The 14,886-nt window shown below is 34.0% G+C and carries 9 protein-coding genes; 4 read left to right on the top strand and 5 right to left on the bottom strand.

Annotated features, from left to right (window positions below):
- The first annotated feature begins 47 nt into the window (after positions 1 to 47).
- From yhbH to D1606_RS02450, 3 genes are all read left to right on the top strand, one after another.
- Positions 48 to 1,223, top strand: coding sequence for a sporulation protein YhbH (gene yhbH, locus D1606_RS02440; protein ID WP_119414434.1), 1,176 nt, complete (start codon positions 48 to 50; stop codon positions 1,221 to 1,223).
- 109 nt (positions 1,224 to 1,332) lie between these two features.
- Positions 1,333 to 2,733, top strand: coding sequence for a SpoVR family protein (locus D1606_RS02445; RefSeq protein ID WP_119414435.1), 1,401 nt, complete (start codon positions 1,333 to 1,335; stop codon positions 2,731 to 2,733).
- 424 nt (positions 2,734 to 3,157) lie between these two features.
- A complete protein-coding gene (locus D1606_RS02450; RefSeq protein WP_233548010.1) occupies positions 3,158 to 6,145 on the top strand; it encodes a S8 family serine peptidase in 2,988 nt (995 codons plus the stop codon).
- Positions 6,146 to 6,275: 130 nt separating this feature from the next.
- On the opposite strand, the gene D1606_RS02455 is transcribed toward D1606_RS02450, so the two are convergent.
- Both D1606_RS02455 and D1606_RS02460 read right to left on the bottom strand, forming a co-directional pair.
- A complete protein-coding gene (locus D1606_RS02455; protein ID WP_119414437.1) occupies positions 6,276 to 7,949 on the bottom strand; it encodes a ribonuclease J in 1,674 nt (557 codons plus the stop codon).
- A gap of 260 nt (positions 7,950 to 8,209) precedes the next feature.
- Positions 8,210 to 11,665, bottom strand: coding sequence for a S8 family peptidase (locus D1606_RS02460; RefSeq protein WP_119414438.1), 3,456 nt, complete (start codon positions 11,663 to 11,665; stop codon positions 8,210 to 8,212).
- Positions 11,666 to 11,895: 230 nt separating this feature from the next.
- Here D1606_RS02460 and D1606_RS02465 point away from each other — a divergent pair, with 230 nt between their 5' ends.
- Positions 11,896 to 12,333: a universal stress protein gene (locus tag D1606_RS02465; RefSeq protein WP_119414439.1), complete on the top strand. Its 438-nt coding sequence runs from the start codon at positions 11,896 to 11,898 to the stop codon at positions 12,331 to 12,333.
- A 104-nt stretch (positions 12,334 to 12,437) separates the two neighbouring features.
- Here the strand turns inward: D1606_RS02465 and D1606_RS02470 are convergent, their stop codons facing one another.
- The 3 genes from D1606_RS02470 to D1606_RS02480 form a co-directional block, all read right to left on the bottom strand.
- Positions 12,438 to 13,184, bottom strand: coding sequence for an amino acid ABC transporter ATP-binding protein (locus D1606_RS02470; protein ID WP_119414440.1), 747 nt, complete (start codon positions 13,182 to 13,184; stop codon positions 12,438 to 12,440).
- A gap of 15 nt (positions 13,185 to 13,199) precedes the next feature.
- Positions 13,200 to 13,859 carry an amino acid ABC transporter permease gene (locus tag D1606_RS02475; protein ID WP_119414441.1) on the bottom strand — a complete coding sequence of 220 codons (660 nt, stop codon included), beginning with the start codon at positions 13,857 to 13,859 and terminating at the stop codon, positions 13,200 to 13,202.
- 137 nt (positions 13,860 to 13,996) lie between these two features.
- Entirely contained in the window at positions 13,997 to 14,776 is a 780-nt protein-coding gene (locus tag D1606_RS02480) for an amino acid ABC transporter substrate-binding protein (RefSeq protein WP_119414442.1), read from the bottom strand.
- Positions 14,777 to 14,886: the final 110 nt, after the last annotated feature.

The raw sequence follows: 14,886 nt of genomic DNA on the forward strand, positions 1-14,886 counted from the left end.
AATATGTGAGTAAAAAATTTTTTAATAATAGATAGGTGAGGATGAAAATGACTGAAAATTCGAATAAGCAATTTGTCATATCTCAGGAAAATTGGTCTCTTCATCGTAAAGGACACCAAGATCAACAACGTCATATGGAAAAAGTAAAAGAAGCCATTCAAAATAATTTACCTGACATAGTTAGTGAAGAAAACATTATTATGTCAAACGGGCGCGATGTTATCAAAATACCAATTCGTTCCTTAGATGAATATAAAATTCGCTATAACTACGGTAAGTCGAAGCACGTTGGCCAAGGAAAAGGGGATAGCAAGATTGGTGATGTTGTAGCCCGTGATGGCAGCGGAGAGAAACAACAAGGACCAGGAAGAGGAAAAAAAGCAGGCGATGCTGCCGGCGAAGATTATTATGAAGCAGAAGTGAGCATTGAAGAAGTCCAAAATGTGCTATTTAAAGAATTAGAGTTACCGAACTTACAAGAGAAAGAAAAAGCGGATATTACAACTGAAAAAATAGAATTCAATGATATTCGCAAAAAAGGGCTTATGGGAAATATCGATAAAAAGCGAACAATTTTAAACGCCATTAAACGTAATGCGATGAAAGGAAATGCGTCCATTGCTCCTATTCATAATGATGATTTACGTTTCAAGACATGGGATGAGGTAGTAAAGCCTGAATCTAGAGCAGTAGTATTGGCTATGATGGATACAAGTGGATCGATGGGAAGTTTTGAAAAATATTGTGCAAGAAGTTTCTTCTTTTGGATGACAAGATTTTTACGTTCGAAGTATGAAACGGTTGAAATTGAATTTATAGCGCATCATACAATGGCCAAAGTGGTAACGGAAGAAGAGTTTTTTACAAAAGGAGAAAGTGGAGGGACGATTTGTTCATCTGCTTATTCAAAAGCATTGGAATTGATACAGGAAAAATATAATCCAGCAAGATATAATATTTATCCCGTTCATTTTTCAGATGGTGAAAATATGTCAACAGACAATGAGATTTGTGTTCGTTTAGTTCAAGAATTGATGAAGGTTTCAAGTATGTTTGGCTATGGTGAAGTAAACCCACATAATCGTTTTTCAACCCTTATGTATAACTATAAAAAAATTGAAAATAAGAAATTTAGACATTATGTTTTGAAAAGTAAAAGCGACGTGTATGAAGCATTAAAATGCTTTTTCCAAAAAGAACAACCTGAAGCTACTGCAAAATAATCTATCTTCGTTTTTTAACGAAAAGTCTAGGATATTACTAGCCTTTCAAAACTCAACAGTATTGTTCAACGGAGCCTATTTTAAAAAATGGTGCGGAGGGATTCCATAAATGGAAAAGGAACTTCATAAAGCAATAGATGAAATTACAGAAGTTGCGTTGGGGTTTGGATTAGACTTCTACCCAATGCGCTATGAAATATGCCCGGCCGATATTATCTATACATTCGGGGCATATGGTATGCCTACTCGTTTTTCACATTGGAGCTTTGGAAAACAATTTCATAAGATGAAGCTACAATATGATTTAGGTTTAAGCCAAATCTATGAACTTGTTATTAATTCAAACCCGTGTTATGCATTTTTGCTTGATACAAACACACTTACGCAAAATAAGTTAATCATTGCCCACGTTTTAGCACATTGTGACTTTTTCAAAAATAATGTGCGTTTCTCTAATACAAGAAGAGATATGGTTGAAAGTATGACAGCAACTGCAGAGCGAATTGCTCATTATGAAATGCTTTATGGAAAAGACGAAGTAGAGCAATTTTTAGATGCAGTCTTATCTATACAAGAGCATATCGACCCCTCAATTTTACGTCCAAAATTAATGTACAACGAATATGAAGAAGAGGAAGATGATGAACTAACAACTGCAAAGACCCCATATGATGGACTATGGAGTTTAGATCAACCTAAGAAGGAAAGTAAAATCAGATATAAAAAGAAAAAGTTCCCTCCAAAACCAGAAAAGGATTTACTACTTTTTATCGAAATGTACAGCACGGAATTAGAGGATTGGCAGAGAGATATATTAACGATGATGAGAGAAGAGATGCTCTATTTCTGGCCACAATTAGAAACTAAAATCATGAATGAGGGCTGGGCTTCGTACTGGCATCAACGTATTATGAGAGAACTTAATTTAAAAACAGAAGAAACAATAGAATATGCCAAATTAAATGCAGGTGTTGTTCAGCCTTCTAAAACATCTATTAACCCATATTATTTAGGCATCAAAATATTCGAAGATATTGAACAACGATACGACAATCCAACAGAGGAAATGAAAAGAGCAGGTATCAAACCAAACTCAGGTAGAGAAAAAATCTTTGAAGTGCGAGAAGTAGAGTCAGATATGTCATTTATACGAAACTATTTAACAAAGGATTTAGTTAAACAAGAGGATCTCTACTTGTTTAGTAAACAAGGATCAGATTATCGAATTACAACTAAGGACTACGAGGAAATTAGAGATCAATTAGTGTCAATGCGAGTAAATGGTGGTTTTCCATATATCTTTGTCGAAAATGGCGATTATTTACGTAACGGTGAATTATATTTAGTGCATGGATATGAAGGTATGGAACTTGATCCACATTATTTAGATCATGTCTTACCATACATTTATCAATTATGGGGACGTCCTGTTCATATAAGAACAGTTGTAGAGGACAAATTTGTACTCTATTCTTATGATGGAAAAAAGAATACTAAGAAGTATTTATGATGAAAAGCCCATGAATAATTAGCTTCATGGGCTTTAGTGTGCTGTAAAATTAATTTTGCAAAAATTATTTTCATATCAGTTCAGATTTTTATAGATAACGAGCAAAAGTGAAATAAAGAGAAAAATAATGCATAATATCCGACTAGTCAAGCATAAATCTATTAAAGAATCAAATCTATCATAAATGGGAAATTCGTACGTAGTAATATCTCTATTGATAGGGATTTCACTTTATCGTAGGGAGTATGTTATATAAGGAAAAGAACTAATCAGTTAATTTTTAGTAAATTATAATGATATTTTCTGAGAATATAGTACAGATTATTTTATAACTATAATATTACTTTGAAGTATTAGAGAATTCTCGTTATGATAGAGTAGAAAGCAATTTCCTTAAAAAAGAAAAGGAGGTATTTAAGTGAAGATGAAAAATACAAGTAAAATAGCAATTTGGATGCTTATATTTGCATTAGTATTTGGCTTTACATTACCACAAAAATATTATGCAGATACACTTCCAACAACTTCAATTGAAGATGCAACATCCGTAACAGATAGTAACCAGATTGATGGGGTTTTTGAATCACCTGGAATCCATTGGTATAAAATCACACCAACTAAAGAACAAATTTCAAAATATTCACATATAAAATTAACGTTAAATAGCGATCAAGTGATCAATTTATCTGTTTATTCTAGTAAAGAAAAAGCACTAGCAGATGATACATTTGAACAATATACGACCGGAACAATACCTGGAGAAGCTACTACTATTCAGTTTCCATATGCCTGGGATGGTCCCTACTACATAAAAGTAGAATACAACGGTATGGTGGATGATTTGACTGATTACTCAATGCCAGATGTGAGTCTTAATACAGAATCAGTAGAAAACTCAGACTTAGGTTCTGCAAGCTATACTCTTAAGTCAGAATCAGTAAAATTACCGCCAACTACACTAGATGCAACAGGTTCTAATTGTGCAATTGAGGCTAGTGTTGAAGGTAAGAAAAGTGCAAAAGAAATGCTAAAAGATATTCGCCTTTTCCGCGATGGTATACTTTCAAAGACAAAAGAGGGACAAGCATTATCATCTTTATATTACAAAGCAACACCGTTTATCTTAGCAAAAATGGCTTTTAACAAAAACATCAAGCAAGATCTATATGAAAATTTAGTTGTAATACAACCGCTTATAACTGAACTGAACAAAAACGGTGGAAGTAGTTCAAGAGTGATTAGTAAAACAGAAGCAAATGCAATCAACGAACTATTTAATATTGTTAATAATGCAGTACCAACTAAATTACAAACTCAAATGAACACTCTATCGAAGAAAGCAGGAATGTCATCTAATCTTGCTGGTGAACGACTAGTAGATGTTACAAAAAGAGTAGTCAATACACTTCCTAACACAAATAATACTAATAAATATATTCTTAAATTAAAAGACGGCAAATCATTAAAATCAGTACAAGACAAAATTAGTGGTAACAATACATTATCAACATTATCATCTATAGATTCAAACGATGAAATAGTAGATAACATATATGTAGTTAATTTAGATAGTGACAAGAACTCTAGTATGAGTGCTAAAGCTCAAGCTAAAAACCTTAAAGCAACAGTTGAACAAGTTGAAAAACTCCCAGAAGTTGAATTTGTTGAACCTGTCAAAACATATCGTGCTACATCAAATGATGTTCAAACTTCTTACCAATGGTCATTAAAAAACCTTGGAGGAGATGTAGGTGTAAAAGGTGCTGATATTCGAAATGAAAAACTGCAACAGCTACTAGGGAAAAGAACTATAAAAGATACAACAATTGCGGTCGTTGATACAGGTGTTGATAACTCGCTTGCAGATTTGAAACATCATGTTCGTATGGATATCGGGAAAAACTATGTAAGTCAAGATTCACTTCCGTTAGATGATAATGGCCATGGTACACATGTTACTGGTATTATTGCAGCAGAATCTAACAATGGCTATTCGATGGAAGGTATCAATCAACATACTAAAATTATGCCAGTAAAAGTTTTAGATGCTGATGGTTCAGGAGATAGTGAACAAATCGCCAATGGTATTGTATATGCTGCTAACCATGGGGCAAAAGTGATCAACTTAAGTCTTGGTGGAGAATATAGCCGAACAATAGAGTACGCATTAAAATACGCAGCATCTAAAAATGTTGTGATAATTGCTGCAAGTGGAAATGATGGACAATTTGGTTTATCTTATCCTGCAAGTTCTCAATATGTTATTTCAGTAGGAGCTACTAATAACTTTGATATTGTCTCAGATTACTCTAATTATGGAGAAAAACTAGATATAGTTGCACCAGGGACGAATATTCCTAGTCTTGTACCAAATGGAAATGTTACTTATATGAGTGGTACGTCAATGGCAACTCCTCACGTAACAGCTATAGCAGGACTACTATTATCCGGAAATTCAAAATTGAAGGTATCTGACATCCGAACACTTTTACACCAAAGTGCTGACAATGTTACATTTAAAGAAAAAGATAATGAAGATGCAAGTGAAAGCCTTATGGATATCATCGGAAGTGCTATGAGTGAGTTTGATGATTTTGATCTACCTGTAGGTAAGGATCTTGTTTCAGGTTACGGTCGTTTAAATGCTTACAATGCATATAGCACAGTTGATTTAAAAGTAAAGATCAATCCAGTAATTGAAAAGAAGACAACTCTATCTGGTTCAGCTGTAAAAGGTGCAAAAGTTGAAGTGAAAAAGGGTAAAAGTGTGATTGGAAAAGCAACGGCTTCTTCTAAAGGAACATTTACTATTAAAATCCCAGCACAGAAAAAAGATCAAAAACTTCAAGTAACGATAAAAGACTCAACAGGTACGATCAAATCAGTACTAAACATTTATGTTGAAAAAGACAAATCTCCAAAAGCACCAAAAGTAAATTCAATCAGTAACAAGACAACATATGTAACTGGAACAGCTAAGGCTAAGTTAACGGTAGTGGTCAAAAATGCATCCAAAAAAGTAATTGGTCAAGACAAAGTAAATAGCAAAGGCCAATTTAAAATAAAGATTAAAAAACAAAAAGCAGGTGCTAAGCTATATATTACTGCAGTCGATTCTGCAAAGCGCTCAAGTAAAATTGTAAAAGTTACTGTAAAAGATAAAATTGCGCCATCTACACCGAAGGTCAATACAGTAACAAGTAAATCAACAACTGTTAAAGGGAAAGCTGAAAAAGGTTCTACAGTAACAGTAAAAGTAAAAAGTAAAACAATCGGAAAAGCAAAAGTCAATAGTAAGGGCAGCTTTTCAGTGAAAATCAAAAAACAAAAAGCAGGTACGGTATTATATGTAACAGCGAAAGATAAAGCTGGTAATACAAGTAAAGCAAAAAAAGTAACTGTGAAGAAATAATTGTAAGTAAGTATTAACTAGTTAACTTCGATTTATTAAGCTCAAGATTCAAAATTAGATTTTGCATAGGAAAAGCAGTCGATAAAAAGCAAAAAATGCTTTTATCGGCTGCTTTTATATTGGCAAAAATTTAAATTTCAATAATAATAGGTAAAATCATTGGTTTTCTTCTTGTTTGTGTAAATAGATATTGTCCAACAGCTTTTTTTACTTTCCTTTTGACAACATTCCACTGTTTTGCTTCTTCCTCTTGAATGTCTTGTACTGTTGCTACAACTAGACGATTTACGTTTCTCAGTAAATTTTCAAAATCCTTGGCATAGACAAATCCACGAGAAATGGTATCAGGTTGAGAAATGATTGTTCCATCTGTTTTACTAATGGTTAGAACAATGACAAGCATACCATCTTCTGAGAGTTGCTTTCTGTCACGTAACACAATTTCTCCAACTTCTCCGATATCTACACTATCCACATATGTGTCTCCAGCAGGGATTTTACGAGTTTGCCTAGCTTCACCATTTTCAATATCAACTACATCGCCATTTTTGATAATGAAAGTATGATCCCTTTCTACACCTACAGATTCAGCTAATTCACGATGCAGGTATAGCATTCTAAATTCGCCATGAATGGGGATAAAGTATTTTGGTTTCATCAACGTAATCATCAATTTTAAATCTTCTTGGTATCCATGACCAGAAACATGCATACCGGTCACACTTGACGAGCCATAGATAACCTTAGCTCCGAGTTGGAATAAGTTGTCCACAACGCGAGATACATCATTTTCATTTCCAGGAATAGGGGAAGCAGATAAAATAACAGTATCATCAGGCAGAATTTGAACATCTCGATTATCAGAATTGGACATGCGGGAAAGTGCTGCAAGAGGTTCACCTTGGCTACCTGTACAAAGAACAACCACTTCCTCTGGAGGGAGTTGCATGACTTTACGTGCATCAATTAGCATATCAGGAGGAATGTTCAAATACCCTCTTTCGATTGCGACAGAAACAACATTCACCATACTTCTTCCAAGTAGCGCAAGCTTACGATTAGTTACTTTTGTTGCTTCAACAATTTGTTGAATACGATTTACATTAGAAGCAAAAGTAGAAATGATGATTTTTCGATGAGCACTTAAAAAGGCATCTTCTATATGTTTTTTAACTTCTTTTTCCGATGGTGTTGAGCCCGGTCGTTCTGCGTTTGTACTTTCAGATATTAGTGCTAACACACCATCTGACCCGATTTTAGCCATTTTATGAATATCAGAAACCTGATCATTAACAGGCGTTAGGTCAAATTTGAAATCGCCTGTATGTACAACGACTCCTTCTGGCGTATGAAAAACAATACCAAGACAATCAGGAATACTATGACTTGTTCTAAAAAATGTGATTGAAATTGGGCCAAAATGTAATTTAGATTCAGCATGGATTTTTATAAGGTTCGTCTCTCTTAGAATTTTATGCTCTTTTAATTTTATTTCAATCAACCCTAATGTGAAACGAGTCGCATAAATAGGGATATTTAATTTTTTTAGAAAATAAGGAATACCTCCAATATGGTCTTCATGTCCATGAGTAACAATTAGTGCACGAACTTTTTCTTTGTTTTCGAGCAAGTAAGTGATATCAGGTATGATTAGATCAATCCCTAATAGACTCTCATCCGGAAATTTCCCACCACAGTCAACAAGTAAAATATCATCAGCATATTGAATTGCGTACATATTTTTACCAATTTCGTTGATACCGCCTAAGGCATAAATAGATAATAAATCTTTTGTCTTATCCAATAGTAATTCCTCCTACCAATCCGATTGTATTTTCAGCAGTAATTCCATGTGAAAATCAGTAAAGTTTTGTCGTATAGTCTGTCATTTTTAGTATAGCTAGCTATTCTTTTTCCTATACGAAAACTACATTGTAATTCGATTGTCTAAATCACTAAGAAGTAAGATCGATTTAGAAGGGGGATTAAAATTGAAGCAATTTCAAATAGGAGAACAAAAAAAGCCCCAAAAGCGTATAGAGCTTTTGGGGCTTCTCTAAATGATTATTTAAGTTTTAAAGATAATTTGTAAGAATCAATAGAAGCTCTTCCTTTTGAGTCTCGAACTTTCACATAGTAAGTTCCTTTTTTCATCTTTAAGTTAAGGATTTCTTTATCTCCTTGTTCGTAGATATCAGATTTTGCCACTCTTTTACCATTACGATAAACTTCAATGACACCATCTATTTCTTTTCCTGCATCAAGCGAAAGTGTTACTTGATTAGTTTTTGTAGATTTATAAACGTACCAGTCTGAATCACCATTTTCATAACCTGCATTGAAATAACCAGTAGCTGAGTAAGACTTACTACTATTTTTCTTTAGTTTTAATGGCTTAGATGGTTTGTTTTTAGTGATTTTAGATTTAGCGTCTTCATCTACTTTGTTGACTGCATTGATTTTTAATTGATATGGCCATAGTGTTAATCCTGCCATTGAATCAATAGAAGCATAAGTCGTAACGAAATATGATTTTCCTTTTTTAGCTTCAAAGGAACCTGTAGTTGTACCATCTTCTGTCATATTCAAAATGTACGAAGTACGATCCATATCTTGTTCATCTAGTTTACGGTTATTGTTAACATCCTCTGAAATTTCAATATATCCATAGAATGGAGCTAAAAGTTCTTTTGGATACTTCGCTTTTAGTGCTGAAGTTAATGTAGTTCTAGAGAATTTTACTCCGTATACAGCGCTTTGCGGTGCAGTGAAATAATAGCTGTCTACATCATTTGTTGTTCCAAAGTTTGCTGTTACACCATTTTTCGGGAAGTCTTTCGCGTTTTCTGGACCATTATTATTTTCATATTTATCTCCAGGATTTTCAGCTAAAAGTTTTGACGTAATTTGATAGCCATCGTATGGGATTTGCCCTGTTTCTGGGTTAGGGCTAATGGACATGTAATAAGTTTTATCTTTTTCTAGGCTAGCCATAAAATTGTTTGTAATCCACTCATCCCATGAATACCAATCCTCATTAGTTGCTACTGTTGAAAGAAATTGATATTCTTTACCATTTTCGTCTTTATCCTTGACTACTTCAAATAATGTAACATATGGAATGTTACTAGTAGGCGTTGGTATATTAAACTTGTAGACACCATTTGTAGTTAGATTTACTTTGAACCAGTCTTGGTCCTCTGTATTTTGTAGATATCCTTGTGCTGAACCACCCAATTGATACGGTAATGCAACTGTTTCTAATTGGCTAATTAGATCAGAATCATCCAAACTTTCTAAAGCTGAAATTATTGATATCTTTGAACCTGTATTCGTATTGATAACGGATACTAAATCATCATCTGATGATTCGTAACCACTAAAATTATCTTCATCTTCTGGAATTGTTTTGCCAACTAAGTTTACGCCATATGGTAGTGCTGATTGTCTTGGTTCACTTCCATAAAATCCGCTGAATAATTGGAAAATATCCATATCTGCGAAAGAAGATTTGCTAGTAACTTTTAAATAATATTCTTTGTTAGGCTCTGTTTGGAATGTTACCGTCTCGCTTGCCCCATATCCACCTGTATTGCTTGAACTTAGTGGTGACACATCTTCTGGATTTACTTCTTCAGTTTCGCCAGAAGGGAGCGGATTCCCGTTATCATCAGTAACTGGAGGGAATAATTGTTCTTTTTCATAAACAGCTAGTCCAATATCAACTCCTGGGATGCCTGTTGTGCTAAACTTCATAAATTGTGCATCTTTTGATGTAAAGTGGAAGTAATCTTCATCACCTTTTTCATCAGTCAAATAGAGACCATCTTTACTAAAAGGTAAACTTTCGATAGCGATAGGTTCGCTAATTGTCGATTCATCATCAGGTAATTGATCGAGCTTTTGAACTTTTAGCGTAGCATGGGACTGTTTTGCACTTGAATCATCATAGCTACCATTGACATCTTTTATGCCAATTGCAACGGTTCCACTAAATGGAGCTTGAATTAGTTTTCCTTCCGTTTTTCCTTCAGTAACATCATTGACATCTGTTTTTTGTTGTTGACTGTCACCAAAGAACTGAATGCTCATTTTGTAGTCATATTTTGAAGACCCAGATAAAGAAGCTTGAATATATTGGCCTTTTTCAACAGGAAGTTTCACCCATTTTTGCTCCGATGGTTTAGTGAAGTTATGTGTGACTTCTGCAGGGGATCCAACTGTTTCTGCATTATTTAATATTTCTTTTTCACCCCAAGTTGAAGTTACTAAAGAAGGAATCTTTTTGACATCAAATTTTAGTGCGGCAACAGGATTTACTAAACCATTACCATACTTATTATCAAAACCCTTTTCACCTAAATCAGTTGCCGTCTTTTCAAGAATATATTCGACCTCTGCAGGTTTTAAATTTGGATGCTTTGATAATAGTAAAGCGACAGTACCAGCCACAACAGGAGATGCCATAGATGTTCCACTTAACTTTGTAAAAGTAGATCCTTTTTTCGTATCGTAATAAGAAGAATATACATCTTCACCAGGTGCAACTACATCGGTTGCAGGACCATAATTTGAATAATAACTTAGTTTTTTATCCTTATTAATAGAACCTACACTTATTACTCCCTCATATTTAGCTGGGTAGAAATCCATATCAGATGCGTCATTACCAGCTGCTGCCACGATAATAACACCTTTGCTAATAGCTTTATCGACAGCTTCTTTTAAAACCTCTGAAGGGAATGATCCACCTAAGCTCATGTTAATGACATCCGCACCTTGATTGACCGCTTCTAAGATAGCATTCGCAATTGTATAATCAAAAGTCCAAGCATCACCGCCAAATACGTCTAATGAAAGAATTTTCGCTGCCGGATCTACTCCGTAACCACCAATGCCGTTATCTTTTTTACCTGCAATAATGCCAGCAACATGAGTTCCATGAGTATCTGGGGTAGTAGGATTCATCGGATCGATAATATTTGTACTTTTAATAATAGAACTTTTAATCTCAGGATGTTTTTTATCAAGTCCAGTATCAATTACAGCTACTTTTACTTGATGTTTACCAGCAAGTTTTTGAGCATTTGAAGTTTTTAGTATGCTATGCATATATTGCTCACTTACTTTTGGATCTACTGTACCGGTTAGTTTGTATTTTGGACTTAGACCAACAGAAACAACTTTCTTATTCTTTTGATAGTTTTGGATAGTTTTTTGAAGTTTTTTCTTGTTTTTAACCTTAATAGCTACATATTTTAAACCGGAAATTTGTTTTAAAACAGTACCTCCAGCTTTTTGGTGTTCTGTTTGAGTCAAGGGGCTTGAATATTTGATAATAAGAGTGTCTTCACTATAATTGGCTGTTCTTTTGTTTGAACTTTGATCTTGCTCTCCAAGCTTTTGAAGTATTGTTGAAGCAGAACCTGTTTTAGCGGAAGCTGATATACTACTGATCGGTGTAATGGCTAGTGCACAGGTCAAACTAGCAGCTACGAATTTTTTTGATATCGATTTCACAAAATTCCTCCTATTAGAAACTACTATATTATTAGAGTTTCTTTATGTTAATAAATACCATTATAGTTTATTTCTGATTCAAAAGATAGATATAAATTGAAATATTCTTAACATTATTGAAAAAATATATTTAAATTGTAATAATTGTAAACCTAATGTTCACAAATTAGGACCAACTTCTGTAAATGTTGGAATGATATAATTTACTTATTAAAGGGAGGTATAAAGTTATGACATTAAATTATAAAAATATTATTGTTGGTATTGATGGTTCTAAAGAAGCTGAAGCAGCTTTCAAAAGAGGGGTTGAAATTGCAAAGCGAAACAATGCAACACTACATTTAGTAAATGTCATTGATTCCCGTGTATATTCAGCGCTTGAAGCATATAATTTTACAGAAGAAAAGAAACGTGCCGAAGAATTTGCTACAAACTTATTAGAAAGTTATAAGAATGCGAAAGCTGAAGGTTTAGAAAATATCAATATTGTCGTAGAATATGGTTCTCCAAAATCAGCAATAACAAAAGATATTGCGAAACAAGTAGAAGCTGATTTAATAATTTGTGGTGCTACTGGTCTTAATGCAGTGGAAAGATTTTTAATCGGTAGTGTTACTACAGGGATTGTTCGTTCAGCAAAATGTGATGTTCTAGTAGTAAGACCATAGAAATAAGATTTTTTCTTCAATTCTTTTGATAAATAGGAAAAGGGATAGCCGCATAAGTCGAAAACTTATGGGCTATCCCTTTTTGACATGTCCTTGAAAATAGATTATTTCAAGCTACGATTTAAGAAAGCTTTTGTACGTTCAAATTTAGGGTTGTCGAACAATTCTTGAGGCGTTCCAGATTCAAGAATTTCACCATTGTCCATAAATAGAACACGGTTGGCAACCTCTCTAGCAAATCCCATTTCATGTGTGACAACAATCATTGTCATATGTTCTTCTGCTAAATCCTTCATAACTTGTAGTACTTCTCCTGTTAACTCAGGGTCAAGTGCCGAAGTTGGTTCATCGAATAACATAATTTCAGGATCCATCATAAGTGCTCGTGCTATCGCAACACGTTGTTTTTGACCACCTGAAAGATTAGCAGGGTATGCTGAAGCTTTGTTAGCAAGTCCAACTTTTTCTAATAGTTCCATACTACGATTACTAATTTCTTTGGACGATTCCTTTTTTAAAAGACGAGGAGCCATTTCGAGATTATCTTTGACAGTGAGATGGGGGAATAGATTAAAATGTTGAAAAACCATTCCCATTTTAGATGTCACTTGTTTAATCTCTTGTGGTTTCCCATAAATACCGTCCTTCACAAGATAGTCGCCCGCAACCGCAATACTTCCGCCATTAATATCTTCAAGATGAACAAGACTTCTAAGCATCGTACTTTTACCAGATCCAGAGGGACCGATAACTGCTACAACATCATTTTTGTTTACATCAAAAGTAATTTGTTTTAATACATCTAGTTTACCAAATGATTTTTTTAGTTTGGATACTTCAATAATAGCCAAATCGATCACTCCTCTCTATTCAAATGTAAAACGACGTTCAATCCATTTAAAGATTAGTGTAAGAACAAGTGTCATGATTAAATAGATAGCACCTGCAACAAAGAATGGGAAAATCGTGAAGTCGCGGTTTACTGCAGTTTCTGCATAGTGTAGTAGTTCAGGAACAGCCACGGCATATAATAATGCTGTATCTTTTACTAATGTTACTGATTCGTTTGCCAAAGATGGAATAGCGATTCGGAACATTTGTGGAAGAATAACACGAGTAGTTGTTTGGAATTTGTTTAGTCCAAGCACTTGTGCTGCTTCATATTGTCCTTTATCAATCGCTAGTAGACCACCACGGAAAATTTCCGCAAAGTAAGCAGCATAGTTAAGGATGAATCCAATGCATGCTGCAGTAAAACGATCTAATACTAGATACTGACCAATTCCAGGAATCATAGGTAGTCCAAAACAGATGATCAATAATTGTAGTAAAAGTGGTGTCCCACGCATTACATAAATATAGGCTTGTGCTAACCAGGACAGTGGTTTAAAACTACTCTTTACTGCCAATGTCAATAAAAAACCAAAAGGTATAGACAATACAATGGCAATTATAAATAATAGTATAGTCATTTGAGATCCTTGGAGCATCGGCTTAAGAATCGAAATGAAATAGTCAAAGCTCATACAAGCGTTCCTCCTAATGAAATTCACCATTTACTTATCAATCACGATAATTTAAAAGAAAATGGAATTTCAATCCTACATATTAAAAACAAAACAGGTTTCCAAAAAAGGAAACCCGATTTTGTCTGTTACTTATTTTACTTTAATACTTTATTTTCGCCAAACCATTTTTTAGAAATTTCAGCTGCTTTGCCGTCTTCATTCATCTTATCAAGTGCTTTTTGCAATTTGTTTAGTAATTCTTCATTACCTTTTTTAACACCAACGCCATATTCTTCAGGTGCTAAAGATTCATCAAGAATTTTGAAAGTGCCTTTTTCTTTTGACATGTAATAATCAATGACAACTTCATCAATTACTACAGCATCTGTACGTCCATTTTTTAAATCATTTAGTGCCATAACATTATCAGAATACTCACTGATATTCTTTAATTTAGATTTAATAGCATTTGCGTTTAGTGCATCAGCTGCTGAAGATTGAGCTTGTAAACCAACTACTTTACCATTTAAATCATTTAACTTTGAAAGTTTTGAATCTGCAAGTGTTACAACTACTTGAGCATTTTTTAAGTAAGGTTTAGTAAAGTTAACTTTTTTCTTACGGTCATCTGTTATAGTATATCCGTTCCAAATTAAATCAATTCGACCACTACTTAATTCGGATTCTTTTGTTTTCCATTCAATAGGTTGAATCTTTACTTTGTAACCCATTTCTTTAGCTGCTGCTTTTGCATAGTCAATGTCAAAGCCAACGATATTATTATCCTTATCGCGGAATCCCATTGGAGCAAAAGAATCATCAACACCAATAACTAAAGTTTTGTCGTCTTTTGATGCAGAGTTGTTAGAGGAGCATCCAGCTAAAATGCCTAATATAGACACTACGAACATAGTTATGATCGCAAAACGTTTCATATATAAAACCACCTTATATTATTGTAAATTTTCCGCTTTAGTTCACTAGTGTGTTAGCAAACTACTAGGTTAATAAAACTATAACATCATTTGATAGTAAAATACAATAG

Origin of the sequence: Rummeliibacillus sp. POC4 (assembly GCF_003576525.1) — a bacterium.
Taxonomy (GTDB): Bacteria; Bacillota; Bacilli; order Bacillales_A; family Planococcaceae; genus Rummeliibacillus.

What these genes read in the sequence shown, in the direction of transcription:
- yhbH (WP_119414434.1), top strand. Translation starts at nt 48, where the DNA reads ATGACTGAAAATTCGAATAAGCAATTTGTCATATCTCAGGAAAATTGG.
- D1606_RS02445 (WP_119414435.1), top strand. Translation starts at nt 1,333, where the DNA reads ATGGAAAAGGAACTTCATAAAGCAATAGATGAAATTACAGAAGTTGCG.
- D1606_RS02450 (WP_233548010.1), top strand. Translation starts at nt 3,158, where the DNA reads ATGAAAAATACAAGTAAAATAGCAATTTGGATGCTTATATTTGCATTA.
- D1606_RS02465 (WP_119414439.1), top strand. Translation starts at nt 11,896, where the DNA reads ATGACATTAAATTATAAAAATATTATTGTTGGTATTGATGGTTCTAAA.
- D1606_RS02475 (WP_119414441.1), bottom strand. Translation starts at nt 13,859, where the DNA reads ATGAGCTTTGACTATTTCATTTCGATTCTTAAGCCGATGCTCCAAGGA.
- D1606_RS02480 (WP_119414442.1), bottom strand. Translation starts at nt 14,776, where the DNA reads ATGAAACGTTTTGCGATCATAACTATGTTCGTAGTGTCTATATTAGGC.